Annotated in this window: 21 protein-coding genes; 19 read left to right on the forward strand and 2 right to left on the reverse strand. The window is 38.5% G+C overall.

The genetic code is table 11. The features are described 5' to 3' along the window. Positions 1-14: 14 nt before the first annotated feature. The 6 genes from AC625_RS08130 (at position 15) to AC625_RS08155 (ending at position 7,764) form a co-directional block, all read left to right on the forward strand. Complete coding sequence (locus AC625_RS08130; RefSeq protein WP_049680850.1) at positions 15-1,253, forward strand: competence/damage-inducible protein A; 1,239 nt, start codon at positions 15-17, stop codon at positions 1,251-1,253. A gap of 547 nt (positions 1,254-1,800) precedes the next feature. After that, entirely contained in the window at positions 1,801-2,847 is a 1,047-nt protein-coding gene (gene recA, locus AC625_RS08135) for a recombinase RecA (RefSeq protein WP_049680851.1), read from the forward strand. Between the two features lie 368 nt (positions 2,848-3,215). Then, positions 3,216-4,778 carry a ribonuclease Y gene (gene rny, locus AC625_RS08140; RefSeq protein WP_049680852.1) on the forward strand — a complete coding sequence of 521 codons (1,563 nt, stop codon included), beginning with the start codon at positions 3,216-3,218 and terminating at the stop codon, positions 4,776-4,778. 417 nt (positions 4,779-5,195) lie between these two features. Further along, on the forward strand, positions 5,196-5,993 hold the full coding sequence (locus AC625_RS08145; protein WP_049680853.1) for a TIGR00282 family metallophosphoesterase: 798 nt from the start codon (positions 5,196-5,198) through the stop codon (positions 5,991-5,993). Between the two features lie 447 nt (positions 5,994-6,440). After that, positions 6,441-6,701: a stage V sporulation protein SpoVS gene (spoVS, locus tag AC625_RS08150; RefSeq protein WP_049680854.1), complete on the forward strand. Its 261-nt coding sequence runs from the start codon at positions 6,441-6,443 to the stop codon at positions 6,699-6,701. A gap of 124 nt (positions 6,702-6,825) precedes the next feature. Beyond that, entirely contained in the window at positions 6,826-7,764 is a 939-nt protein-coding gene (locus tag AC625_RS08155) for a dipeptidase (RefSeq protein ID WP_049680855.1), read from the forward strand. 87 nt (positions 7,765-7,851) lie between these two features. Here the strand turns inward: AC625_RS08155 and AC625_RS08160 are convergent, their stop codons facing one another. Beyond that, the gene (locus tag AC625_RS08160; RefSeq protein ID WP_049680856.1) at positions 7,852-8,145 is read right to left on the reverse strand and encodes a hypothetical protein; all 294 of its coding nucleotides are present in this window, start codon (positions 8,143-8,145) and stop codon (positions 7,852-7,854) included. A gap of 381 nt (positions 8,146-8,526) precedes the next feature. Between AC625_RS08160 and tdh the strand changes: the two genes are divergently transcribed. The 10 genes from tdh to spoVK all read left to right on the forward strand — a co-directional run bounded on the left by tdh (position 8,527) and on the right by spoVK (position 21,625). Beyond that, the gene (gene tdh / locus AC625_RS08165) at positions 8,527-9,567 is read left to right on the forward strand and encodes an L-threonine 3-dehydrogenase (protein WP_049683635.1); all 1,041 of its coding nucleotides are present in this window, start codon (positions 8,527-8,529) and stop codon (positions 9,565-9,567) included. A 43-nt stretch (positions 9,568-9,610) separates the two neighbouring features. Continuing rightward, the gene (locus AC625_RS08170) at positions 9,611-10,786 is read left to right on the forward strand and encodes a glycine C-acetyltransferase (protein WP_049680857.1); all 1,176 of its coding nucleotides are present in this window, start codon (positions 9,611-9,613) and stop codon (positions 10,784-10,786) included. Positions 10,787-10,978: 192 nt separating this feature from the next. Next, entirely contained in the window at positions 10,979-12,520 is a 1,542-nt protein-coding gene (miaB, locus tag AC625_RS08175) for a tRNA (N6-isopentenyl adenosine(37)-C2)-methylthiotransferase MiaB (protein ID WP_049683636.1), read from the forward strand. Between the two features lie 2 nt (positions 12,521-12,522). Next, positions 12,523-12,951 (forward strand): YlbF/YmcA family competence regulator, encoded by a 429-nt coding sequence (locus AC625_RS08180; protein WP_049680858.1) that lies wholly within the window; start codon positions 12,523-12,525, stop codon positions 12,949-12,951. A gap of 246 nt (positions 12,952-13,197) precedes the next feature. Then, positions 13,198-13,734 (forward strand): outer spore coat protein CotE, encoded by a 537-nt coding sequence (locus AC625_RS08185; RefSeq protein WP_049680859.1) that lies wholly within the window; start codon positions 13,198-13,200, stop codon positions 13,732-13,734. Between the two features lie 213 nt (positions 13,735-13,947). After that, positions 13,948-16,566 (forward strand): DNA mismatch repair protein MutS, encoded by a 2,619-nt coding sequence (gene mutS, locus AC625_RS08190; RefSeq protein WP_049683637.1) that lies wholly within the window; start codon positions 13,948-13,950, stop codon positions 16,564-16,566. Positions 16,567-16,581: 15 nt separating this feature from the next. Then, the gene (mutL, locus tag AC625_RS08195; protein WP_049680860.1) at positions 16,582-18,537 is read left to right on the forward strand and encodes a DNA mismatch repair endonuclease MutL; all 1,956 of its coding nucleotides are present in this window, start codon (positions 16,582-16,584) and stop codon (positions 18,535-18,537) included. A gap of 171 nt (positions 18,538-18,708) precedes the next feature. After that, a complete protein-coding gene (gene miaA, locus AC625_RS08200; protein ID WP_049683638.1) occupies positions 18,709-19,662 on the forward strand; it encodes a tRNA (adenosine(37)-N6)-dimethylallyltransferase MiaA in 954 nt (317 codons plus the stop codon). A 30-nt stretch (positions 19,663-19,692) separates the two neighbouring features. Then, positions 19,693-19,923 (forward strand): RNA chaperone Hfq, encoded by a 231-nt coding sequence (gene hfq / locus AC625_RS08205; protein WP_049680861.1) that lies wholly within the window; start codon positions 19,693-19,695, stop codon positions 19,921-19,923. Between the two features lie 748 nt (positions 19,924-20,671). Beyond that, positions 20,672-21,625: a stage V sporulation protein K gene (gene spoVK / locus AC625_RS08210; RefSeq protein WP_049680862.1), complete on the forward strand. Its 954-nt coding sequence runs from the start codon at positions 20,672-20,674 to the stop codon at positions 21,623-21,625. Between the two features lie 153 nt (positions 21,626-21,778). Here the strand turns inward: spoVK and AC625_RS08215 are convergent, their stop codons facing one another. Then, positions 21,779-22,387 carry a trimeric intracellular cation channel family protein gene (locus AC625_RS08215; protein ID WP_049680863.1) on the reverse strand — a complete coding sequence of 203 codons (609 nt, stop codon included), beginning with the start codon at positions 22,385-22,387 and terminating at the stop codon, positions 21,779-21,781. Between the two features lie 365 nt (positions 22,388-22,752). On the opposite strand from AC625_RS08215, the gene AC625_RS08220 reads away from it, so the two are divergent. From AC625_RS08220 to glnA, 3 genes are all read left to right on the forward strand, one after another. After that, on the forward strand, positions 22,753-24,015 hold the full coding sequence (locus AC625_RS08220) for a methionine gamma-lyase family protein (protein WP_049680864.1): 1,263 nt from the start codon (positions 22,753-22,755) through the stop codon (positions 24,013-24,015). Between the two features lie 186 nt (positions 24,016-24,201). After that, complete coding sequence (locus tag AC625_RS08225; protein WP_049680865.1) at positions 24,202-24,606, forward strand: MerR family transcriptional regulator; 405 nt, start codon at positions 24,202-24,204, stop codon at positions 24,604-24,606. 38 nt (positions 24,607-24,644) lie between these two features. Continuing rightward, positions 24,645-25,979 (forward strand): type I glutamate--ammonia ligase, encoded by a 1,335-nt coding sequence (gene glnA / locus AC625_RS08230; protein WP_049680866.1) that lies wholly within the window; start codon positions 24,645-24,647, stop codon positions 25,977-25,979. Positions 25,980-26,058: the final 79 nt, after the last annotated feature.

A 26,058-nucleotide genomic window follows, 5' to 3' on the forward strand; every position in this document is an offset into this window, starting at 1 on the left:
TGTGGGGGATGGAAATGAACGCAGAAATTATTGCGGTTGGATCTGAATTACTACTAGGCCAAATAGCCAATACGAATGGGAAGTTTTTATCAAAGCAACTAGCAGAAATAGGAATTAACGTTTATTTCCATACTGTCGTAGGGGATAATAGCGATCGGCTTCAATCTGTTATCGAGATTGCAGAATCTCGTGCTGACTTCATTATTTTTACAGGCGGACTTGGACCAACCAAGGACGATTTGACGAAAGAAACGATTGCCCGTCATTTAGGAAAAAATCTTGTTTTTGACAATCATGCTTTAACAGCTATCCAAGCGTATTTTACAAAGACTGGACGAGAAATGACAGAAAATAATAAAAAGCAGGCACTCATTTTAGAACATGCGGATGTACTTGCAAATGATCACGGAATGGCCCCTGGCATGATTCTTACTTTAAAGGATAAGACATATATGTTACTACCCGGACCTCCAAAAGAGTTAGAGCCTATGTTCTTAACATATGGGTATAAAAGGTTAATGGAAAAGCTAGATAAACAAGAACGCATTGAATCAAAGGTACTGCGCTTTTTTGGAATTGGAGAGTCATTGTTAGAGACGAAGATAGATGACTTGCTTGAAAATCAAACCAATCCGACGATTGCTCCACTTGCAGGCGATGGTGAAGTGACGCTAAGGATTACGGCTAAGCATGAGTCAAAAGAAATATGTGATCAGCTGATAGGCGAAACTGAAGCAGAAATAATGAATCGTGTTGGAGACTTTTACTATGGAAGCGACCAGACTTCTTTAATTAAGGAGCTGGTAAAAGAGTTAACTGCAAGAGGTATGTCAATTGCCGCTGCCGAAAGTTTGACTGGTGGGATGTTCCAAGAGCAACTAACGACAATACCTGGAGCCGGTAAAGTCTTTAAAGGCGGAATCGTTAGTTATACAAATGATGCTAAATCTAATTTGCTTCAAATTCGCGATGAAACCATTTCTGCATATGGTGTCATAAGCGAGCAATGCGCAATCGAAATGGCCGAAAATATTCGAACACAGCTCGATGCAGATGTTGGAATCAGCTTTACTGGAGTAGCGGGACCAGATGAACAGGAAGATCAGCCGGTAGGAACCGTCTTTATAGGTATAGCTTTTCGCAAAGGGCATTCGAAGGTTAAGAAACTAAACCTCTCTGGTAGCAGAGCACAGATCAGAATAAGAAGCGTAAAATACGGCTGCCATTATCTATTGAACCATCTTTCTATCTAATTTTACAAGAGGATGTCTTAAAGGGTGAAATTTGCTTTTAAGACAACCTCTTTTTATTTTTGGAATATTATTATTAAAACTTTTTTAGCTTGTAGAAGAAGAAAGAGTTAAATTGAGCCCTCGATTGCATCGTTAAATAATGCAACCGTCATTTTTAATAATATATAATCAAAATTGCATTTTTAAAGTATTTATTAATTGGAAATAGATTTTTTGCTAGACAGAAATGCTGTTTTTAAGTTATTATAACTTTAGAAATAAACGAATGAATGTTCGTTTTTTGCTTGGCAAATGAAAGGAAAGAGTATATAGTAGAGATAGACATCAAAGAGGGAACCAAGCGAGCATTTTAGATGGATTAAAGATCATCACAAATAGAAATGCGTGAATGTATTCTTGTTTTCTCCCTTTCTTTTTTATAAGTCGAATTAGAATAGAAGTTTGGGTATTTCCCCTAGTATACTAAGCCTGGGGCGAGCTACTGCTTTATCTTAAAAATTTATTATCTAATCAGCCAAGCTGATTAACCTATAGAGGAGGAACTTGAGTGAGCGATCGTCAAGCGGCATTAGAAATGGCATTGAAACAAATTGAAAAACAATTTGGTAAAGGTTCCATCATGAAGTTAGGAGAACAAACAGATAGAAGAATTTCAACAATTTCAAGCGGTTCATTAGCATTGGATGTAGCTTTAGGAGTGGGCGGATACCCTCGAGGTAGGGTTATTGAAGTATATGGTCCAGAGAGTTCTGGTAAAACAACGGTTTCCTTACATGCGATTGCAGAGGTACAGGCTAATGGAGGTACAGCTGCATTTATTGATGCAGAGCACGCACTGGATCCAGATTACTCACAGAAGCTGGGGGTCAACATTGATGAGTTGTTGCTTTCACAGCCAGACACTGGTGAACAGGCACTTGAAATCGCTGAAGCATTAGTGCGAAGTGGTGCAGTAGATATTATCGTCATTGACTCTGTGGCTGCGCTCGTACCTAAAGCTGAAATTGAAGGTGAAATGGGAGATTCTCATATGGGTCTTCAAGCTAGGATGATGTCACAGGCACTTAGAAAACTATCTGGTGCAATTAATAAATCCAATACGATTGCTGTTTTCATTAACCAAGTTCGTGAAAAAATTGGCGTAATGTTTGGAAATCCTGAAACGACTCCAGGGGGCCGCGCTTTGAAGTTTTATTCAACAGTAAGGCTTGAAGTGCGCCGTGCAGAACAATTGAAACAAGGTAGTGACATAGTAGGTAACAAAACGAAAATTAAAGTCGTTAAAAACAAGGTAGCGCCACCATTCAGGCAAGCAGAAGTAGATATTATGTATGGTGAAGGAATTTCCAGAGAAGGCGAAATCATTGATATGGGATCAGAATTAGATATCGTTGAAAAGAGCGGTTCGTGGTATTCCTATAACGGCGAAAGACTAGGGCAAGGCCGAGAGAATGCTAAGCTATTCTTAAAAGAAAACAAAACTATTAAACTTGAAATAGCACAGAAAATTCGTAATCATTATAATCTAGATGGTGAACATGTATTGCCTGCAGATAGTGAGAAAGAACAGGAAGAAATGAGCCTGCCCGAATAAATGTGCCAAAGAAAAGAAGCCTGATGACAAACTAGGCTTCTTTTCTTTGTAAACATGGTTTAGAATGGTAATTTTTGGTCAAAAATAATAGCATAGTTTAGCAAGGTTATTTCGCTAATAAGGCAAAAAAGTTAAGGTTGTAAGGATAATTTTTAACTTTTTGGAACCGTTCTGAATATTCATGTATAGAGTCTTTGCAAACTCTTGACAATAAAATTTCTCAACTATACAATTAACATGTATATTTTATATTTTTTAAGATGAAGAATTTTGAAAAGCCAAGTGCTGTATATTGAAGACATGTACAATGTACTTGCCGACAGTTCAACTTTATTAAGTAAAAGTTCATAGCAAGGGGAGGTGAAACGATGGAACCTATTCAACTCATCATCTCCAGTTTGCTTGGCCTATTCGTCGGTGCAGTTGTTAGCTATTTTGTTTTTAAGAACATTACTCAAAACAAAATAGCAGGGGCGAGAAATTCTGCTGAACAAATTCTTGAAGATGCAAAAAGGGAAGCAGAAGCTCTAAAAAAAGAAGCCCTATTGGAAGCGAAGGATGATATTCACAAAACTCGTTCAGATGCCGAGCGTGAAGTTCGAGAACGAAGATCTGAATTACAAAAACAAGAAAATCGATTATTACAAAAAGAAGAAAACCTTGACCGTAAAGATGAATCGTTAGATAAACGTGAAACTCTTTTGGAAAAGAAGGAAGATTCTCTTGACCAAAGACAACAGCATATTGAAGAGATGGAAAGCAAAGTGGATGAGATGGTTCGTAAGCAGCAAACAGAGCTTGAGCGTGTTTCAGGCCTGACTCGTGATGAAGCAAAAGCCATTATTATTGATCGTATCGAAAATGAGCTGGCACACGATATTGCTCTTATGATTAAAGAAACAGAGAACCGCGCAAAAGAAGAAGCTGACAAAAAAGCAAAAGATATTCTCTCACTTGCAATTCAGCGTTGTGCTGCTGATCATGTTGCTGAGACCACCGTTTCAGTTGTCAATCTTCCAAACGATGAGATGAAGGGTCGTATTATTGGTCGAGAAGGCCGGAATATTAGGACTCTTGAGACGCTTACGGGAATCGATCTTATTATTGATGATACGCCTGAAGCAGTAATCTTATCTGGATTTGACCCAATAAGACGTGAAACAGCTCGTCTAGCACTAGAGAAGCTTGTACAGGATGGTCGTATCCATCCAGCACGCATTGAAGAAATGGTGGACAAAGCAAGACGTGAAGTGGATGAACACATCCGAGAGATCGGAGAGCATACCACATTTGAAGTAGGTGTTCACGGACTTCATCCTGACCTTATTAAGATTCTGGGTCGTTTGAAATTCCGTACAAGCTATGGTCAAAATGTCTTGAAGCATTCCATAGAAGTTGCACAATTATCTGGTTTATTAGCTGCTGAGCTAGGTGAAGACGAAACGCTTGCGCGTCGAGCAGGACTTCTTCACGATATCGGAAAAGCGATTGACCATGAAGTGGAAGGTAGCCATGTAGAAATTGGTGTAGAATTGGCTACGAAATATAAAGAACACCCAGTAGTTATCAACAGCATCGCTTCTCATCATGGCGATACTGAACCGACATCGATTATTTCTGTACTAGTCGCTGCTGCAGATGCTTTATCAGCAGCTAGGCCGGGTGCTCGAAGTGAGACGCTCGAAAACTATATCAGAAGACTCGAAAAGCTGGAAGAAATATCTGAGTCCTATGATGGAGTGGAAAAATCATTTGCTATTCAAGCTGGTCGTGAAGTACGAGTTATGGTAAAACCAGAACAAATTGATGATCTGGGGGCACATCGACTTGCAAGGGATATCCGTAAGCGAATAGAAGAAGAGTTAGATTACCCAGGACATATTAAAGTAACAGTGCTACGTGAAACAAGAGCAGTTGAATATGCAAAATAAACAAAGCGTTCGGGCCCTCGGGGTCCAACGCTTTGTTTTTCTTATAAAGAATACGTATAAGCTTTTTCGATGAATTTTGCTGTCTAGCACAAACAGCCTTACCTCTAGGCTAGAACCAATTAATCAGATAGGGAGAAGATTATCCAAACAGTTGCTATGCCTGAGGTTGAACAAGGCATTTAATCTTTCCTATGAGCTTTGATGTCTAATTGAACACCTGACTGTGACATGTTTCATTGGCTAATATGTTAGAATAACTTGTTTTTAGTAGCTAATGACCGATGATGGTTTCACTAATGGATGAAAGGGTGAAGTGCTTTTCATTGTGGTTGTTAGCGTGAAAGGTTAGGCAATGATATGTGGTACAATAGAACAGAATAGTATCATTAAAGTTTGGTTTTTAGAAAGGAATTAACTATGAAATTGCTTTTTGTTGGAGATGTAATGGGTTCACCAGGAAGAGATATGGTGAAAGAATATTTACCGAAAATCAAGGAAAAATATCGACCGCAAATTACCATAATAAATGGGGAAAATGCTGCTGGGGGTCGCGGAATCACCGAGAAGATTTATCGGCAATTTCTTGAAGCTGGAGCGCAGGCTGTGACGCTTGGAAATCATGCTTGGGATAACCGTGAAATTTTTGAATTTATTGAATCTGCAAAGAATCTCGTGCGTCCTGCAAATTTTCCAGAAGGAACCCCAGGTGCAGGGATAAAATATATCAAGTTAAATCAATTAGAGATTGCTGTGATTAATTTACAAGCAAGAACATTTATGCCTGCATTAGATTGTCCATTCGTGAAAGCAGAAGAGCTTGTAGAAGAAGCTAGAAAACGTACACCGATAATTTTTGTTGATTTTCATGGAGAAGCTACGAGTGAGAAACAAGCAATGGGTTGGTTCCTCGATGGGAAAGTGTCGGCAGTCGTAGGAACCCACACACATGTTCAAACGGCAGACAATCGGATTCTTCCTCAGGGCACAGCTTATTTATCTGATGTTGGGATGACTGGTCCGTACGATGGAATTCTTGGAATGGAGAGAGACGCTGTCATCCATCGTTTTTTAACAAGTCTACCTGTACGTTTTGAAGTACCAAAAGAAGGAAGAACAATCTTAAGTGCAGTCATCATAGACATTGATGAAAAAACTGGAAAAGCAAACAAAATAGATCGATTATTGATAAACGACGATCACCCGTTTTTTCATTAATCATTAAAACAGCCTTGCGTAAGCGGGCTGTTTTTCACTTTACCCCGCATTAATGGACAGTAACATCATCATACTAGGATTTTATGTAGAGAAATTTGAAGAATATAAACAGAAAAAACGGTCCGTAAATGCCTGATTGGTTTTCAAAGGTAAGTTTGCGCCCACGGGACGTGGGTCACACGGACGAAGACATGAGGACACGGCGTATTTAGTCTGTGATTCATTGATTCGGGTTCGTACTGTCGATTGATCGAAGCGAAAGCGAAGATCTTAGCGACAGTAGAACGGGACTAACCGTTCGCGAAAAGACCGTTGCTAATGGTTAGTTTCACTTTATTTTCCCTTCTTGTCATACCTGTTTTTATTCATGAATATAGTAGCAGTGGATAGAGACATACCTTTTGAGCCACGATTCAAACAGGTAAGGGAAAACAAGGAGGACTAGGAATGGAAATATTAAAGGTTTCAGCAAAATCTAATCCTAACTCTGTAGCAGGCGCCCTAGCAGGGGTTCTAAGAGAGAGAGGAACCGCGGAAATACAAGCTATTGGTGCAGGGGCGTTAAATCAGGCTGTCAAGGCAGTAGCAATCGCAAGAGGATTTGTAGCTCCTAGTGGAATGGACTTGATTTGTATTCCTGCCTTTACAGACATTAAGATTGATGGGGAAGAAAGAACAGCAATAAAACTAATCATAGAACCAAGATGAAAATGAAGTTTAGAATTTCCTGTTTGGATAGCCAAGCAGGTTCTTTTTATGGAGGAAAAGATGTCAATGCCCCTACTAATTATCTGATTTCCTGTATAAAAAAGATGAAGGAAGGTATCACATAATGAAAATATTCGATGCTCATTGTGACGTTCTGATGAAAATGTTTATTGATGCGACCATTACCTTTCATGATGAATCCAAATTAGATATAACATATGAATCATTAAAAGAAACTGGAGGAAAGGTTCAATGCTTTGCTATATACATACCTGAGAACGTTCACCCTGATCTGCGTTTTATGGCGGCGTTATCCATGGTAGAACTGTTCGTTACCAAAATCGTTTCATTACCGCAAATAAGATGGATCCGCACGAATGAAGACATACAAAAACTTAAAGTTAATCAAATTGGAGCCGTTTTAACACTTGAAGGATGTGACTGTATCGGTGCAGATATATTGAAACTAAAGACTTTACTAAGGCTTGGAGTCCGTTCAGTGGGACTTACCTGGAATTTTGCGAATATGGTGGCAGATGGAGCTATGGAACTAAGAGGGGCGGGCTTAACGCGGTTTGGAAAAAATCTGATTCAAGTATTAAACGAATATAAAGCATGGACTGATGTTTCACATTTATCAGAGCAAGCTTTCTGGGATGTGATTGAACTGGCAAACGATATTATTGCATCTCATTCGAATGCGTATAAACTATGCCCACATCAAAGAAATCTTCGTGATAACCAAATTTCTGCATTAATAAACAAAGGAGCACCGATTGGGATAACATTTGTACCTGAATTTTTAAGCAAAGATAAAAAGGTAACAATCAAAGATGTGTTAAAGCATATTGATTATATTGGGAGCCTTGGCGGGCAAAACAATCTTGGCTTTGGTTCCGATTTTGATGGAATGGATCATAAAGTTTCAGAGTTAACAAATTATCGTGGTTACCACAAATTAATCAATGACCTTACTAAGTATTACTCAGCTGATTTTGTGAAAAATCTATTATTTAATAATTTTGCAAAGAAGTTTCCTCATGATTCGCAACCTGTTAATTAATTATACTGAGTTTTGAATGGGAAAGCTTTAATTCGAGTTGTGAAATAAAATTCCACATAAAAACAGACTATGACCTCATAGTCTGTCTTAAATAAACAGTTCTAAAAACCGTTGTTTATTAGAAATTGTCGCGGCAGATACAATGACTTTTTCTCCGATGACAGCCACAATTAAATGTAAATAATGAACAATGATTTTTATTGTGATGCGGATTGTTGTTGAAAGAACCTGCAATATTCTCTGTGGAACACGGACATTTTTCTTTAATATTGCTTTTCCTCTTATTACAAGAACATGGTTTGAAGCAAGTAGTGTGAATTGATTCGCTACAAGAAAATTCGTGACACGGTTTAAAACAAGTAACTCGGTCAGCTTCTTCAAATGAACGGGTTCCGCAATTACGCCTTTGACCCATCTGTTTACCCTCCCTTTACCGGTAACTACAGTACAAGATATTGTATGCTTGCAAAGAGGTGTGGGTTTCAGGCATCAGCCCGATACTAGGATAAATGTGCTAGTACAACTGCCTTCTAATTGCTTTGGAAACTAAACGGAAATTATCCCGATTTAACTAATCCATCAGTGGGGGGAAGAAACCTTTACTGATGGAAACTTCAAATTATCAAGTAAATAAAAATGTATGTTGATAATAATGATTGTGTTACTTAAAAATACAGTCGTATTTTACAATAAAATATTCATAAAGATGAGCAGTATTATTTCAAGTATCTTGCTGTTTCTTATTTAGGGAGAGTGTACATGATGAATGGGAAAATGAAAGCGGTTGTAAAGCATAAACGGGGATATGGTGCTGAAATACAAACGGTCGACATTCCAAAGATTCATGATGAAGAAGTACTCATAAAAGTAAAAGCTACATCCATATGTGGTACGGATGTACATATTTATACATGGGATGAATGGTCCCGAAGTAGGGTGAATCCGCCTTATGTATTTGGGCATGAATTTTCAGGTGAGATAGTAGAACTTGGTGCTCATGTTACGAGTGTAAAAGTAGGAGATTTCGTATCTGCGGAAACCCATATTGTTTGCGGAGTTTGTCCGCAATGTTTAACAGGTCAATATCATATTTGTAAGAATACAAAAATAGTAGGTGTGGATACACAAGGTTGCTTTGCAGAATATGTAGCACTTCCTGCAAAAAACCTGTGGAGGAACCCGATTGACATGCATGCAGATATTGCATCCATTCAAGAGCCGATGGGAAATGCAGTTCATACAGTACTATCTGGGGATGTAGCAGGAAAAAGTGTGGCAATTATAGGCTGTGGTCCAATCGGATTGCTGGCGATTGCTGTAGCAAAAGCGGTAGGTGCATCAACGGTTCTTGCCTTCGATGTAAATGATTATCGGTTGGATTTAGCGAAAAAAATGGGTGCAACTCATGCCATACATTCTAATCTACTTGATCCAATTGCTTTCGTGGAACAGCTCACCAACGGATGCGGTGTCGATGTTGTTTGCGAAATGAGTGGGCATCCAACAGCAATCAAGCAAGGGTTTAAAATGATTACAAACGGTGGCCGCGTATCGATATTAAGCTTACCTACAGGAACTGTAGAAGTTAATATAACCGAGGATATCGTGTTTAAAGGAATAACGGTGCAAGGGATAACGGGCAGACTTATGTTCAAGACGTGGCAGCAGGTTTCGAACTTGTTGGCTTCTGGTCAAGTCAATATTAAACCCTTGATTACCCATCATTTTCCATTGGGTGAATTTGCAAAGGGTTTTGATCTGATGATTAAAGGACAATGTGGAAAAGTAGTTTTGCATCCGTAACCAGATTAATAGATTGTCACCTTATATGTCAGGAGGAATAGAGATGAAGGGTTTTGAATATTTGCAGAAAGAATTAGATGCTATGCAAAAGCAAGGTATATTTAGAAATTTAATTGAATTGAAATCCGAACAAGGATCAAAAGTCATGATTGACGGAAGAAATGTAATTCAGCTTTCTTCAAATAACTATCTAGGTTTAACCAATCATCCACGATTGAAAAAAGCAGCATTGGCTGCAATCGAGCAATTTGGAGCTGGGACAGGATCTGTCCGAACCATTGCAGGAACCTTCACCATGCATAATAGGCTTGAAGAAAAGCTTGCAAAGTTTAAACATACTGAAGCTGCTCTTGTGTTTCAATCAGGATTTACTACCAATCAGGGCGTGCTTTCTGCTATTTTAACAGATGAGGATGTTGTTATTTCGGATGAATTGAATCATGCCTCTATCATTGATGGAATCCGTTTAACGAAAGCAACGCGTAAGGTATATCAACATGTTGATATGGAATCTCTGGAACAGACACTAAAAGAAACACAAGAGTATCGAAAAAGACTAATTGTCACAGACGGAGTATTTTCGATGGATGGAGATATTGCTCCTCTTCCTGCGATTGTCGAACTGGCAGAGAAATATGATGCACTTGTTATGGTTGATGATGCGCATGGATCAGGCGTATTAGGGGAGAATGGCCGTGGAACTGTTAACCATTTTGGTCTGGATGGTCGAGTACATATTCAGGTGGGTACACTGAGTAAGGCAATTGGGGTACTTGGCGGATATGTTGCAAGCACAAGAACATTAATTGATTATTTAATTCATAAGGCCCGCCCGTTTTTATTCAGTACGTCGCACCCACCTGCGGTAACCATGGCTTGTATTGAGGCGGTAGACGTTTTGCTGGAAGAACCTGAAAGGATTGATAAGCTTTGGAATAATACCAAATTTTTAAAGGAAGGTTTAAACATATTGGGATTCAATACAGGACATAGTGAAACGCCTATAACACCGGTAATAGTTGGTGATGAAGGATTGTCTCGTCAATTTTCGGATAAATTGCTTCAAAATGGAGTTTTTGCACAAGGTATTGCTTTCCCAACTGTAGCGCAAGGAAAGGCTCGAATTCGAACAATTGTAACAGCTCAGCATTCGCAGGATGAATTACAACAAGCGTTAAAAGCTTTTGAAAACGCTGGAAAAGAGCTTGGAATTATCTAAAAAGGAGATATCCCATAAGTTAAGGGTCTGACCCTTAACTTATGGGATATCATCAATTCATGGGTGAAATCCGAACAAAAAGGAGAAAGGATTGTTGAAATTCCTTAAATAGTTTAAAATGGTATGTTGTAAGTCAAGTATAATAGGATGTATGAATGGTACATGCAAATGGAATTGAAAGAGGGGATATTCTTGAACGAAAAACAACGCCTGGAAACGCAACAATTAACTGCTGAAAAGCCAGCGGACAAAAAATCCGAAAAGGACTACAGCAAATACTTCCAAGCCGTATACGTTCCTCCTTCCTTGAAGGAAGCGAAAAAACGTGGAAAAGAAGAAGTGAAATATGATCAATTTGCCATCCCGGAACAATTAAGTGGAATGGGTAAGGGCCGTAAATTTTTTATTCGTACATACGGCTGTCAAATGAACGAACATGATACAGAGGTTATGGCTGGTATTTTTATGGCATTAGGATATGAAGCAACAGACACAGTTGATGATGCCAATGTAATTTTGCTTAATACATGTGCAATACGAGAAAATGCAGAGAATAAAGTGTTTGGAGAACTCGGACATTTAAAATCATTAAAACTGGAAAAGCCTGATTTATTACTTGGTGTTTGTGGTTGTATGTCTCAAGAAGAATCGGTCGTAAATCGAATTCTCTCGAAGCATGGTTTCGTTGACATGATTTTTGGTACACATAACATCCATCGATTGCCTCATATTTTACATGATGCCTATATGTCCAAGGAAATGGTCATTGAAGTATGGTCTAAAGAAGGCGACGTGATTGAAAACCTTCCTAAAATCCGAAAAGGGAAAACAAAGGCTTGGGTTAATATCATGTACGGGTGTGACAAATTCTGTACGTACTGTATAGTTCCATATACAAGAGGGAAAGAAAGAAGTCGCCGGCCTGAGGAAATTATTCAGGAAGTACGTCATCTTGCAGCACAGGGCTATAAGGAAGTCACCTTACTTGGGCAAAACGTAAATGCTTATGGAAAAGATTTGGAAGATATCAAATACGGTCTAGGAGACCTTATGGACGAAATACGCAAAATTGATATACCGCGTATTCGATTCACAACAAGCCACCCACGAGATTTTGATGATTATTTAATTGAAGTTCTTGCAAAAGGCGGCAATCTTCTTGAGCATATCCATTTACCAGTTCAATCTGGAAGCAGTGATATTTTGAAAATCATGGCACGTAAATATACGAGAGAGCAGTATTTGGAGCTTGTTAGAAAAATTAAAACAGCGATTCCGAATGCTACATTAACAACGGATATTATTGTCGGTTTTCCAAATGAAACGGATGAACAATTTGAAGAAACATTATCTTTATTCCGTGAAGTCGGATTCGATGCGGCGTATACGTTCATTTATTCACCACGTGAAGGGACCCCCGCTGCGAAAATGAAAGATAATATACCGATGGAAGTCAAAAAAGAACGTTTACAACGATTGAATGCACTTGTAAATGAATCTTCCGCCGAAAAAATGAAGGCATATGAAGGTCAAATCGTTGAAGTTCTTGTCGAAGGTGAAAGTAAAAACAATCCAGACGTTCTAGCTGGATATACAACTAAAAATAAACTAGTCAACTTCAAAGGACCTAAATCTGCGGTCGGCCAAATTGTGAAGGTGAAAGTAATCGAAGCAAAAACATGGTCGTTAAAAGGTGATATGGTTGAAGAAGTGGCAGCGATCAAGGGGGAATAAAGATGGCGAACTTTACAAAAGATGAGATTCTAGCTAAAGCGGCAGATTTAGCGAAAATGATTGCAGAAACAGATGAAGTCGACTTTTTCAAACGCGCAGAAGCACAAATCAATGAAAATCAAAAAGTACGTGAAATGATTGCGAGCATGAAAAGTCTGCAAAAGCAAGCTGTTAATTTCCAAAATTACGGAAAAGAAAAGGCCTATCAACAAACACAAAGCAAACTTACCGCTCTTGAAGAAGAATTGGATGAATTACCAATTGTTCAGGAATTCAAGCAATCTCAGGTAGATGTAAACGACTTATTGCAGATGGTTGCTTCACAAGTTTCTAACCGAGTAACAGATATTATTATTGAAACGACTGAAGGCGATCTCTTAAGTGGCGAAACCGGTTCTAAAGTGCGCGCAGGCGGTAATGGTTGTTCATAAATAGGAAAGAGGATGTCCCATTAGGATTGGGATATCCTCTTTCTTTTGACCAAAAACATGGTGATGTCGTTACCAATTCTCTCTATGTCGAACACCAATAAGCCATGACACATATCCCTATGAGGACGCATAGACTAGTGTAGGTTAAAAACTAATTACATCCAGTTTCTAAATAAAATTAACTTGCACACTAGACTTTTTACAAGCATAGGATGAATGGAAACTGTATGAGGAGGGTTCGCTAGCATGTCACACTATAGAGAGATTATAACGAAAGCGGTGGTGGCAAAAGGACGAAAATTTACGAAGTCCCAACACACCATTTGCCCGGCTCATCATCCCACTAGCATTCTAGGCTGTTGGATCATCAACCATAAGTATGAAGCAGAGAAAATTGGCAAGAAGGTAGAAATTCGCGGCAGCTACGAGATAAACGTTTGGTATTCGTATAATCATAATACAAAAACCGAAGTCGTTACGGAAAAGGTTACGTATTGTGACATTATCTCGTTAAAATATCGTGATCCTGATTGTCATGATGATCAAGATGTCATAGCAAAAGCTGTACAACAGCCAAATTGTATTGAAGCCTGCATTTCCCCATGTGGACAAAAAATTATAGTTCATGTGGAACGGGAATTCTTTGTGGAAGTCATTGGAGAAACGAAGGTTTGTGTTGCTGTTAATCCAAATGGCTGTGATGATGATGACTGGTATTCCGATTTAGACGATGATTTCGAAGATCTAGATCCAGATTTTCTAGATGAATTTGAAGATGAATAAATCAAAAGCATAACTTTAGCACCTGCAATAAGACCGGATGTGCAATCGTTCATCCGGTTTCATTATGGAAAAATATTGCTGTTTTTTTATTGTAAATAAAATGATTTGAAACTTTTGCTTGACGCTTTTCCAAAAGAGTATGCGTGAAACCAGCAGGGGCCGTATGTTATAATGAATCCAAACATAGATCTTAGCAGGAAAGGTTTTGAAACGATGGCAGCAAATACGCCAATGATGCAACAATATTTAAAAATTAAGGCAGAGTATCAGGATGCCTTTTTATTTTTTCGTTTAGGCGATTTTTATGAAATGTTCTTTGAGGATGCCGTATCGGCTTCACAAGAACTCGAAATTACGTTGACAAGTCGTGGTGGTAGTGAAGACCGCATTCCGATGTGTGGAATCCCTTATCACTCTGCAGCTTCTTATATAGATGTTTTAATAGAGCGAGGATATAAAGTCGCGATTTGTGAGCAAACCGAAGACCCTAAGCAAGCAAAAGGTGTCGTTCGTCGTGAAGTCGTCCAATTAATCACCCCAGGTACGAAAATGGATGGTAAAGGGATGGACGAGAAAGAAAATAATTATATTGCCTCTATTACTGATTTTTTCGACGGGACATTCGGATTTGTCTATGCTGATTTAACGACTGGGGAATGCAAGGTTACCATTACAAATGGTTCATTTGATAGTATGTTTAATGAATTAGCGATCGTTGGGGCGAAAGAGGTCGTATTAGCGGCTAATTTCCAAGAAGATCGGCAAAAGCAACTGAAGGATCGTGGTGTTTCCGCGCTTTCTTTTGAAGATCAAATCGATGTAAACGATCAGTTTGCAAACTTATTAACAAAGGTACAGAATCAAAAGAGTATAAAGACAGCTTCAAGACTGATGCATTATTTATTTCGGACTCAGAAGAGAAGCTTAGATCATTTACAAAATGTACAGTCCTATGAAACGGATCATTATATGAAGTTGGATTATTACTCCAAGTTAAATTTAGAACTCACCGAAACTATTCGTGGTAAAGGGAAGAAAGGTTCCCTTTTATGGCTACTTGATGAAACGAAAACAGCGATGGGTGGAAGGATGCTAAAGCAATGGATTGATCGTCCCTTAATTGATAGGACTCAAATCGGTCATAGAAGTAATCTTGTCGAAACACTAATCGGTCATTATTTTGAACGACAGGACCTTCGCGAGCGTCTGAAAGAAGTATATGATCTGGAAAGATTAGCTGGACGGGTCGCGTTTGGCAATGTCAATGCTAGAGATTTAATTCAGTTGAAGCGTTCGCTTCAGCAACTCCCTCATATACGTGACATTATTGAAAGCATTGAAAATGAAGACATGGCATCACTATCTGAAGAAATCGATCCTTGCGAAGGGCTGACCGATTTATTGGAAACATCCCTAGTCGATCATCCACCACTTTCGATAAAAGAAGGGAATTTCATTCAAGACGGATTTCACGCAGAACTGGATACTTACCGTGATGCAAGTAGAAATGGGAAAACGTGGATTGCTACGCTTGAACGGGAAGAACGTGAAAAAACAGGGATTAAATCGCTGAAAATCGGCTATAATCGAGTGTTTGGTTACTATATTGAAGTGACGCGTGCAAATCTTCAGAATCTGGATGATACCCGCTATGAACGGAAACAAACCTTATCGAATGCAGAGCGGTTTATCACTCCTGAATTAAAAGAAAAAGAAGCACTAATTCTTCAGGCCGAAGAAAATAGCATACGTCTTGAATATGACCTATTTATGGGGATTCGCGAGCGCGTGAAAGAGTTTATCCCACGCTTACAAGCTCTGGCGAAAACAGTCAGTGAGCTTGATGTGCTACAATGCTTTGCGACCATAAGTGAAGAACGACATTATGTAAAACCTATCTTTTCAGAGGAAAGAAAAATTGTATTGAAGAATGGCCGACATCCAGTAGTAGAGAAAGTGTTGCAATCACAGGAATATGTCCCCAATGACTGCTTTATGGACGCAGAACGGGAAGTTCTCCTCATTACAGGACCGAATATGTCGGGGAAAAGTACGTATATGCGTCAGATTGCCTTAACGTCTATCATGGCGCAAATCGGTTGTTATGTTCCGGCGGATGAAGCGGAATTACCGATTTTTGATAAAGTGTTTACCCGAATTGGGGCTGCAGATGATTTAATTTCTGGGCAAAGTACATTTATGGTTGAAATGTTAGAAGCAAGAAATGCCATTACGAATGCGACTGCAGATAGTTTAATATTATTTGATGAAATAGGCCGCGGTACAAGCACATATGACGGAATGGCACTAGCTCAAGCAATCATTGAATATATTCATGGAGAAATAGGAGCGAAGACGCTCTTTTCGACCCATTATCATGAGCTTACCGTTTTGGCAGAAGAACTACCGAAGTTGAAGAATATTCATGTAAGTGCTGTTGAGCAAAATGGTCATGTTGTTTTCCTTCATAAGATAAAAGAAGGACCGGCAGATAAAAGCTATGGAATTCATGTAGCAAAGCTTGCTCAGTTGCCAGAAGCGCTAATCAACCGTGCAAATGTCATTCTTTCACAGCTTGAACAAGGAAATTCATTAGTTGTTCCGCAAGCAGCTAGTTCTGAGATTGTTTACGAAACAAATATTCAACATAAACAAGAAGAAGAAAACGAAGCTCAATTATCATTTTTTGAACAGGCGTTGCCTCCAGAGGAGAAGGGTTCTTCTTCAAAGGAAATTAAAGTACTTGAGGATCTAAAAAAAGTAGAAATATTGGATATGACACCACTTGATGCACTAAATATGCTTTATAAACTGCAAAAAAAACTAAAATAAATGTGAGGTGATAACTTGGGAAACATTGTCCAACTCGATGAAGCGTTATCGAATAAAATCGCTGCTGGCGAAGTAGTTGAACGACCTGCATCAGTTGTCAAAGAACTTGCAGAAAATGCGATTGATGCGAACAGCTCAATCATTGAAATTGAAATTGAAGAAGCGGGGTTATCCTCCATTCGGATTATCGACAATGGCGATGGGATTCTGTCAGAGGATGTAAAAAAAGCATTTCATCGTCATGCGACTAGTAAAATCAAAGATGAAAATGATCTATTTAGGATTCGTACTTTGGGGTTTCGTGGTGAGGCACTCCCAAGTATTGCATCCGTTTCTAAATTCGAAATGAAAACAAGCACAGGAGACGGCCCGGGAACAAAGATTATGCTTGAAGGGGGATTGATTAAAGAGTTCTCCGCCCATTCTAGTAGAAAAGGCACGGATCTGCTCGTTTCTGATTTGTTTTATAACACACCTGCCCGCTTGAAATATATGAAAACGATCCATACAGAGCTAGGCAATATTACAGATGTTGTGAACCGGCTGGCTCTTTCTCATCCAGAAGTCTCTTTCCGGCTTACACACAATGGAAAACGCCTGCTTCATACGAATGGAAACGGCGATGTTCGCCAAGTCCTTGCTGCCATTTATGGGATTAATATTGCAAAGAAAATGATCCCAATCACAGGCGAATCATTAGATTTTACCATCAATGGGTATATAGCCTTACCGGAGATTACACGTGCATCCAGAAACTATATAACTACAATGATTAATGGAAGATTTATTAAGAACTATCCATTAGCAAAAGCAATCTCAGATGGTTTTCACACTCTACTTCCAATCGGACGATATCCCATTGTCCTTCTTTCGATTCAAATGGACCCAATATTGGTAGACGTCAATGTTCATCCTGCAAAAATGGAAGTGAGATTGAGTAAAGAACTAGAGTTGAACCAACTTGTCACTGAAACTATAAAATCAGCCTTTAAGGAAAGAGCCTTAATTCCAAATGGATTCGCCCCTGTAAAAAAAGAACAGGTAATAAGTGAGCAGACGTCACTAGATCTCGGACATGTTGTTCAAAAGGGAAAAGAAATGATTGAAAGTGCTCAAAAAGACTCAACTATTATAAAAGAAACGTTGAGGAATGAAGGAGAAAATCATCAAAGCAATGGTCAGTCGTATATTCAAAATGAGTCTACTTTGCAACTTGACAGAACAGATCCTGAAAGTATACATGAAGAAATTAGAGTTATTCATCCAGACCAAGAAGATGTAGTGAGGCATGAAGAAGCATATGAGGACTCACTTACTGAATTTCATGACGAAGCAAATATGGATGAGGTATTTTCAGATGGGGCTAAAATCATTGCGAAAGATGTGCCAAGAGTGCCTGTTCTTTATCCGATAGGTCAAATGCATGGAACGTATATCTTTGCCCAAAATGAAAATGGCCTGTATATTATCGACCAACATGCAGCTCAAGAACGAATTAAGTATGAGTATTTTTCAGAAAAAGTGGGTCGCGTTGAAAATGAACTGCAGGAAATGCTCGTCCCTATTACATTGGAATTTTCGAATGACGAGTGTATTCGCATTAATGAGAATATGGAAGAACTAGAAAGAGTTGGCATCTTCCTAGAAGAATTCGGGTACAATTCCTTCATTGTACGAGCTCATCCGCAATGGTTCCCAAAAGGAATTGAGCAGGAAATCATTGAAGAAATGATTGAACAACTAGTATCCATGAAAAAGGTGAGTATCGGAAAACTTAGAGAAGAAGCAGCCATCCTAATGAGTTGTAAAGCTTCCATTAAAGCAAATCGTCATCTACGTAATGATGAAATTCAAGCGCTTTTGGATGAGCTGCGTCAATCATCTGATCCCTTTACATGCCCGCACGGCAGACCGATTATTATTCATTACTCGGGCTATGACATGGAGAAGATGTTTAAAAGAGTGATGTAGTTAGTTTTAAGAAGGTGCAGCAAATTCAGCGAACGAAATCTAGGGGAAATAGGAAATACCTTTTCGTGCGATTTAAAGGTATAAACAGTTTATCATTTGTCTATGATGGATGATGTTTGACTGCTTTACACGTACGAAAAGTAAAAATTATATAAGGCAGTGAAAGATTTGATACAAGAGAACAATAAGTTACTTGTCATTATAGGTCCCACAGCAGTTGGGAAAACAAAACTGAGTATAGAAATGGCGAAACGCTTTAATGGTGAAATTATAAGTGGAGATTCTATGCAGGTTTATAAAGGAATGGATATCGGAACAGCTAAGATAACACCTAATGAGATGGAGGGCATCCCTCACTTTCTGCTAGATATTAAAGAACCAAATGAATCATTTAGTGCGGCTGATTTTCAAGAGCAGGCGAATCTTGCCATTGCAGATATTCAGAAGCGAGGTAAACTGCCGATTATTGTTGGAGGTACAGGTCTGTATATTCAATCTGTTATTTATGACTATCAATTCTCTGAGGCACCTTCTAATTTGGTGTATCGGAAAAGCTTGGAATCGATTGTGGAAACAGATGGAATTGCACCTCTTGTTGAGAAGTTACGATCAATTGATCCTGAAAGTGCCGAGAGAATTCATCCTAACAATGTTAGGCGTATTATTCGAGCATTGGAAATTTATTATTGTACAGGAATCACGATGTCTGATCAACTTGACAAGCAAACATCCGAATTAAAGTATGATACAGCTCTTATCGGTTTGACGATGGGGCGTGAAGCGCTTTATCGACGCATTAATCACCGTGTTGATATCATGATTGAGCAGGGATTAATGGAAGAAGTAAAGAACTTTTATGAACAAGGATTGCGAGATTGTCAGTCGATACAGGCTATTGGTTATAAAGAATTATACGATTACTTCGATGGTAGACTAACAATAGATGAATCCGTTGAAGCATTAAAACAAAATTCACGTCGCTACGCTAAGCGTCAACTTACTTGGTTTCGTAATAAAATGGATGTACAATGGTATGAGATGCAGGAACAGGGAAATAATTCATCTGTTTCTGAAGAAATATCCACGTATATAGCAGGAAAGCTATCACTTAACGCGAATATGTAATACATAGAGAGAATTGAGGAGGAATAAATGATGAAACAAGTAAATATTCAAGATCAATTTTTAAATCAGTTAAGAAAAGATGGTACATATGTGACTGTTTTTTTATTAAATGGTTTTCAAATCAGAGGTCTTGTTAAAGGATTTGATAACTTTACTGTTTTATTTGAATCCGAAGGAAAGCAGCAATTGGTCTTTAAACATGCAATTTCTACTTTCGCTCCACAAAAGAATGTACAAATCGATTTTGAAGCAAAAGAATAAATGAAATAATACGTACAACGATACCCACTTAAAAACAGAAACAATCTTCTGTTTTTAAGTGGGTATTTTTATTTGATCTAGAAAATATAGTTGAGATGGGGATGTAGATCATTAAAGTGGGGTGTTTGTATCCAAATCATCTGCCTTGTTTTTCATGGGGCGACCTTTACCATTCTTACTTTTTTAAGGTAGTTGTACTATAAGAGGTTGTTTAAAAAGTCCGGTAAAAATAGCTGTCGAATTTCTTTATCGCTCTGTCTCACCGGTCCTCACGGATTACTGTATACGCGCAGGTCTAAAGACAATCGCCCCTCGAACTTCTCGTTTTTTTTTGAACATGCACTATAAGTATCAATGCTTTTTTATAAATTTTGGTGTCTAGAGCATGCGCTAGCCTTCTACGGTTAGCCTGTCTAGTTCTAGTGCTTCTATTATCTTCGCGAACTGTCCAAGGAGCTTTTACATTTCAGACAATCAAGCTATTTGGAGGGAACCCCCACTATTCATGCTCTTTGCTTGTCTTATCCTTGCCATTCAATTGAACACGGTGCTTGTGCTTTTGTTCGGATGGACTATTTTTAACAATTACTACTGATATAACTCGTTAATGAATATAAATAAATGAGGAATTATTTCTTGGGAAAGCGCAGGAAATGACATGATTCCAACTTAATTATGAAAAAACAAAATGATTGTCGAACATTATGAGAATTAGTCATTTTTATTCGTTCTATGAGAGGTGAATACATTGGAACAACCGATCCGTAAAAAAAATAACGGACAGATTAATATTGTCTTAAATGGACAAAAGCGGAAGCCTATTCCGAAAGATCCTCCGATACGTGAAAGACACGATCAAGATATACCTCCTCAACATATAGCGCTGAAAGAAATGGAAGAGGAACTAGGAGTATTGGTCGGGATGGATGAAATGAAACGGATGATTAAAGAAATATACGCGTGGATTTATGTGAATAAGAAACGAGAGGAGCGAGGGTTGAAGGCTGGGCGGCAAGCTCTTCATATGATGTTTAAAGGGAACCCTGGGACGGGGAAAACATCGGTAGCTAGGTTAATTGGTAAGCTGTTCCATAAGATGAATGTTTTATCTAAAGGTCATTTAATTGAAGTGGAAAGAGCGGATCTTGTAGGCGAGTATATTGGGCATACAGCTCAAAAAACGCGTGATTTAATTAAAAAAGCAATCGGGGGAATTTTGTTTATTGATGAAGCTTATTCTCTTGGTAGAGGAGGAGAAAAGGATTTTGGAAAAGAAGCAATCGACACGCTTGTAAAGCATATGGAAGATCGCCAGCACGAATTCATATTAATCCTTGCCGGTTATTCAAAAGAGATGGATTATTTCTTAACCTTGAATCCTGGTCTTCATTCAAGATTTCCTATTGTGGTAGATTTCCCGGATTATTCGATTGAACAATTGATGGAAATCGGACAAAGAATGATTGATGATCGGGAATATGTACTTAGCAGAGATGCGGAGCGCAAATTGAAAGAGCATTTAATAATAATTAAGGCTGACCCGAGATTGGTTTCTTTTTCTAATGGCCGATACATTCGAAATATTATCGAAAAATCGATACGATCACAGGCAATGAGGTTATTGATTGAAGATTCATATGAACGAGGAGACCTTGTGACCTTAAGGAGTCAGGACCTTGTTTTTGAAGAAGATGAAGATTAGGATTTAGAGTAATAAGGTCGATCTACTGAAAAAATAAATCGTTGTTAAAATCTGAAGAAGGTGATCGTGAAAAGGGGCTACTTCCAGGAAGTTGAAATACCTAAAATGTAGCCCTAATTCACATATATTCACCATTTGTAACGACGATAACAATCAGCTGAATTGTTTAATATTCCTTGTCGGAAGTTTCCAGTTGTGCGAGTAGGAAAGAACTCTTAATGCTGTAATCGCAAGGAATAGGCTATATAACTGCCAAGGTTCTGTTGAACTGTTAAGTCCAATGAAAAGACCGCAAATAATTGCCCATAAAGCGTATATTTCATCCTTTAGAACAAGGGGTTTTCTATTTGCTAATAAATCCCGAATCATTCCACCGCCACAACCAGTAAGTACAGCAGCTACGAGAATAGCGCTTAAAGGACGATTTAAGTCAATGGCATAGAGTGCACCTTGAATGGCAAAAGCAGAGAGCCCGATTGCATCGGTAAAATTCCCCCATGTTTTCCAATGTTTTATTAAATTTTGGGGGAAGAGAAATACAATCGTTATAGATACTATTGCAATAATAAAGTTTGTGCCTTGATCCCATAACGCGGAAACGGGAACACCAATTAAGAGATTTCGTAAGGCTCCCCCACCAAAAGCGGTAACAACGCCTAAAATATAAACACCTAATATATCATACTCTTCTTCCATCGCAATAATTGCGCCGCTTATAGCAAAAGCAATCGTGCCAATTATCGTTAATATTTCCCATGTCATCGGAATTCCTCGCAGTTCATTCATTATTCTGTTTTAATGACAACCTATATGATTTTAGCAGAAACGACTGATTTTTCAAGAGTTTTCTACTGCTAACAAGATTAGAAGATGTTATGATTATAAACGACTTTTCTGTGGAAGAGGGGTGGGGCTTCGCAAAATCAGCACCTCTCCGCCACCTTCATAAGGTGATGCAATTTGAGAACCTGAACCTTTTTCAACGTTTTAGTTGGGTTCAGATGTTCATGGATGTTTTTTAGGATGAATTGTGACAATGTATGTTGATTTGATATGATGAGGTCATTCATCACTACTTTATCTTAAAAATATGATTTTACTGATTGGATTAAAAAGGAGACTCGGACATGTATCAGCTACTAACAAATGGAGATCGACTAAAAAAATTAACAGAACAGGCTGAAGCTCAAATAGCCCCCATACACCATGATATTCATACTATGATGGAACTAAACCAGTTTCGGGTTTTACAAAGCTTTCAAAGCAATAAAGTAAGTGATTCGCATTTTATTCCTACTACAGGGTATGGATATGATGATTATGGAAGAGATACATTAGAAAAAATTTATAGCGAGGTATTTGGTGGTGAAGCGGGTCTAGTACGACCGCAAATTATTTCCGGAACTCATGCGATATCCATTGCCTTGTTTGGTATCCTACGGCCAGGAGATGAGCTCTTATACATTACGGGTAAGCCTTATGATACATTAGAAGAAATAGTAGGGATTCGTGGTACGGGTATTGGCTCATTAAAAGAATTTAATATCGACTATAATTCTGTTATGTTGACTAGTGAAGGGGAAGTAGACTTTGATGCTGTGAAAAAAGCAATTACTCCTCAAACAAAGATGATCGGTATTCAACGTTCGAAAGGATATGCAACGCGTCCATCCTTTATGATTGCTGAAATTGAAGAAATGATATCTTTTGTAAAAGATATTAATCCTAGCCTCGTTGTTTTTGTTGACAACTGTTATGGAGAATTTGTTGAAGATAGAGAGCCTTGTCATGTAGGTGCTGATTTAATTGCAGGTTCCTTAATAAAAAACCCAGGTGGTGGCCTTGTAAAAACAGGCGGCTATATTGTCGGAAAAAAAGAATATGTTGAAGCGTGTTCCTACCGATTAACGTCACCAGGTATTGGAGCGGAAGCGGGGGCGTCTCTTTATAGCCTTCAAGAAATGTATCAAGGCTTTTTTCTTGCACCCCATGTAGTAGGACAAGCGTTAAAAGGCGCGGTTTTTACATCAGCATTACTTGAAATGTTGGGTATGAACACTTCACCAAAATGGAATGCGAAGCGAACAGATTTAATTCAATCTGTGCAATTTGATGATCGGGATAAAATGGTAGCATTTTGTCAAGCGATCCAGTATGCATCACCGATAAATTCCCATGTTACACCCTATCCGAATTATATGCCTGGATATGTTGATGACGTCATTATGGCAGCCGGTACATTTATTCAAGGTGCAAGCATTGAATTGACCGCAGATGGTCCAACTCGTCCGCCATATGTAGCGTATGTTCAAGGTGGCTTAACATATGAGCATGTAAAAATTGCTGTGTTAACAGCGGTAGACTCCTTGATTGATATGAAACTTATCTAGGAGAAGGCTATGCTAAAAGGCGTATGAAATGTCGGATTCAAACGAATGGGTTTGGAAACTTTTAAAAGCAATTTTGTTTAATAAAGAATAAACAAATTGTATGTTAGGAAATGTAACATACAATTGACAATAAAACTAACATTGAATATAATATAAACAAGAAAACGAATAAGGAGGATGCTGAAGATGAGTAGTAGCAACATTCGGCGTTCGATGCCTCTTTTCTCAATTGGAATTGTCATGCAGCTTACCGAATTGTCCGCTCGTCAAATTCGTTATTACGAAGAGCATCAATTAATTACTCCTATGAGAACAGATGGAAATAGGCGACTGTTTTCCTTGAATGACATAGATCGTCTCTTAGAGATAAAAGATCTACTAGAACAAGGTGTCAACTTAGCCGGTATTAAAAAACTTATAATTGTAAATGAAACGGAATTTGTTTCGAATAAACCGATTCAGAAGTCAGAAGAAATTAGGAAAGATCTCAGTGACGGAGAATTGCGGAAGCTTTTAAAATCAGAACTTTTGCATGGTGGCAGACATCGCACAACGCTGCGTCAAGGAGATATGTCCAGATTTTTTCATTAAATAAAATCAAAAAACAGAATTAAGAGAGGAAGTTGTTCATGGTAAAGTATACTCGTGAAGATATTATTCGTTTGGCCAAAGAGGAAAATGTGAAATATATCCGTCTTCAATTTACGGATATTCTAGGAACAGTTAAAAACGTAGAAATCCCAGTAAGCCAGTTAAATAAAGCACTAGATAATAAAATGATGTTCGATGGTTCTTCAATTGAAGGGTTTGTGCGTATCGAAGAATCTGATATGTTATTACAACCAGACCTTAATACATGGGTGATTTTTCCGTGGACTTCAGAAAAAGGGAAAGTTGCACGTTTAATCTGTGATATATATACGACAGAAGGAACTCCTTTTAGTGGTGATCCACGTACCAATCTGAAACGAGTCCTAGCTGAAGCGAAAGAAATGGGCTTTACAGAGTTTAATCTTGGACCAGAGCCAGAATTCTTCCTATTCAAATTGGATGCGAATGGAGAACCTACACTTGAATTAAATGATAGAGGTGGTTATTTCGACCTTGCACCAACAGATTCAGGTGAAAATTGCCGTCGTGATATCGTACTTGAACTAGAAGAAATGGGCTTTGAAATAGAAGCTTCTCACCATGAAGTAGCACCAGGTCAGCATGAAATCGATTTTAAATATGCAGATGCCGTGAGTGCTTGTGATAATATTCAAACGTTCAAACTTGTAGTAAAAACAATTGCTCGTAAACATGGTTTGCATGCAACATTTATGCCAAAACCACTGTTCGGAGTAAGTGGATCTGGTATGCACTGTAACGTATCTTTATTTAAAGATGGTGAGAATGCATTCTATGACAAATCAGGTAAACTTCAATTAAGTGAAACGGCTGAACAATTCATTGCAGGGATTATTAAGCATGCTCCGAACTTTACTGCGGTAACGAATCCAACCGTTAACTCGTATAAACGTTTAGTACCGGGTTATGAAGCACCTTGCTATGTTGCGTGGTCAGCTCAGAACCGTAGCCCACTTGTGCGTATTCCGGCTTCTCGTGGAATAAGCACTCGTGTTGAAGTACGAAGTGTTGACCCAGCAGCTAATCCGTATTTAGCACTTGCTGTCATACTGAAAGCAGGTCTTGATGGGATTAAGAATAAAATGACTCCACCAGCTCCGATTGACCGTAACATTTATGTAATGACTAAAGAAGAACGCGAAGAAAATGGTATCGTAGATCTTCCTGCAACATTATATGCTGCGTTAGAAAGATTAAAAGAAGATGAAGTGATTATGGGGGCTTTAGGCGATCACTTATTAGAGCATTTCATCGAAGCGAAAGAGATTGAGTGGGATATGTTTAGAACGCAAGTTCACCCATGGGAACGCGAACAATACATGAACATGTACTAAGAGTTAGAACCCTTGATATCATTGGTATCAAGGGTTTTGTTTATCGGGCGTTTTTCGAGCTGTTTACTCGATTTTATAA

Source organism: Peribacillus loiseleuriae, from assembly GCF_001183985.1.
Lineage (GTDB): Bacteria > Bacillota > Bacilli > Bacillales > DSM-1321 > Peribacillus > Peribacillus loiseleuriae.

Coding starts and splice junctions, on each gene's coding strand:
- AC625_RS08180 (WP_049680858.1), top strand. CDS start 12,523: ATGGCGAACTTTACAAAAGATGAGATTCTAGCTAAAGCGGCAGATTTA.
- AC625_RS08185 (WP_049680859.1), top strand. CDS start 13,198: ATGTCACACTATAGAGAGATTATAACGAAAGCGGTGGTGGCAAAAGGA.
- AC625_RS08225 (WP_049680865.1), top strand. CDS start 24,202: ATGAGTAGTAGCAACATTCGGCGTTCGATGCCTCTTTTCTCAATTGGA.
- tdh (WP_049683635.1), top strand. CDS start 8,527: ATGAATGGGAAAATGAAAGCGGTTGTAAAGCATAAACGGGGATATGGT.
- mutS (WP_049683637.1), top strand. CDS start 13,948: ATGGCAGCAAATACGCCAATGATGCAACAATATTTAAAAATTAAGGCA.
- AC625_RS08130 (WP_049680850.1), top strand. CDS start 15: ATGAACGCAGAAATTATTGCGGTTGGATCTGAATTACTACTAGGCCAA.
- AC625_RS08170 (WP_049680857.1), top strand. CDS start 9,611: ATGAAGGGTTTTGAATATTTGCAGAAAGAATTAGATGCTATGCAAAAG.
- AC625_RS08155 (WP_049680855.1), top strand. CDS start 6,826: ATGAAAATATTCGATGCTCATTGTGACGTTCTGATGAAAATGTTTATT.
- rny (WP_049680852.1), top strand. CDS start 3,216: ATGGAACCTATTCAACTCATCATCTCCAGTTTGCTTGGCCTATTCGTC.
- AC625_RS08145 (WP_049680853.1), top strand. CDS start 5,196: ATGAAATTGCTTTTTGTTGGAGATGTAATGGGTTCACCAGGAAGAGAT.
- spoVS (WP_049680854.1), top strand. CDS start 6,441: ATGGAAATATTAAAGGTTTCAGCAAAATCTAATCCTAACTCTGTAGCA.
- AC625_RS08220 (WP_049680864.1), top strand. CDS start 22,753: ATGTATCAGCTACTAACAAATGGAGATCGACTAAAAAAATTAACAGAA.
- hfq (WP_049680861.1), top strand. CDS start 19,693: ATGAAACAAGTAAATATTCAAGATCAATTTTTAAATCAGTTAAGAAAA.
- glnA (WP_049680866.1), top strand. CDS start 24,645: ATGGTAAAGTATACTCGTGAAGATATTATTCGTTTGGCCAAAGAGGAA.
- AC625_RS08215 (WP_049680863.1), bottom strand. CDS start 22,387: ATGACATGGGAAATATTAACGATAATTGGCACGATTGCTTTTGCTATA.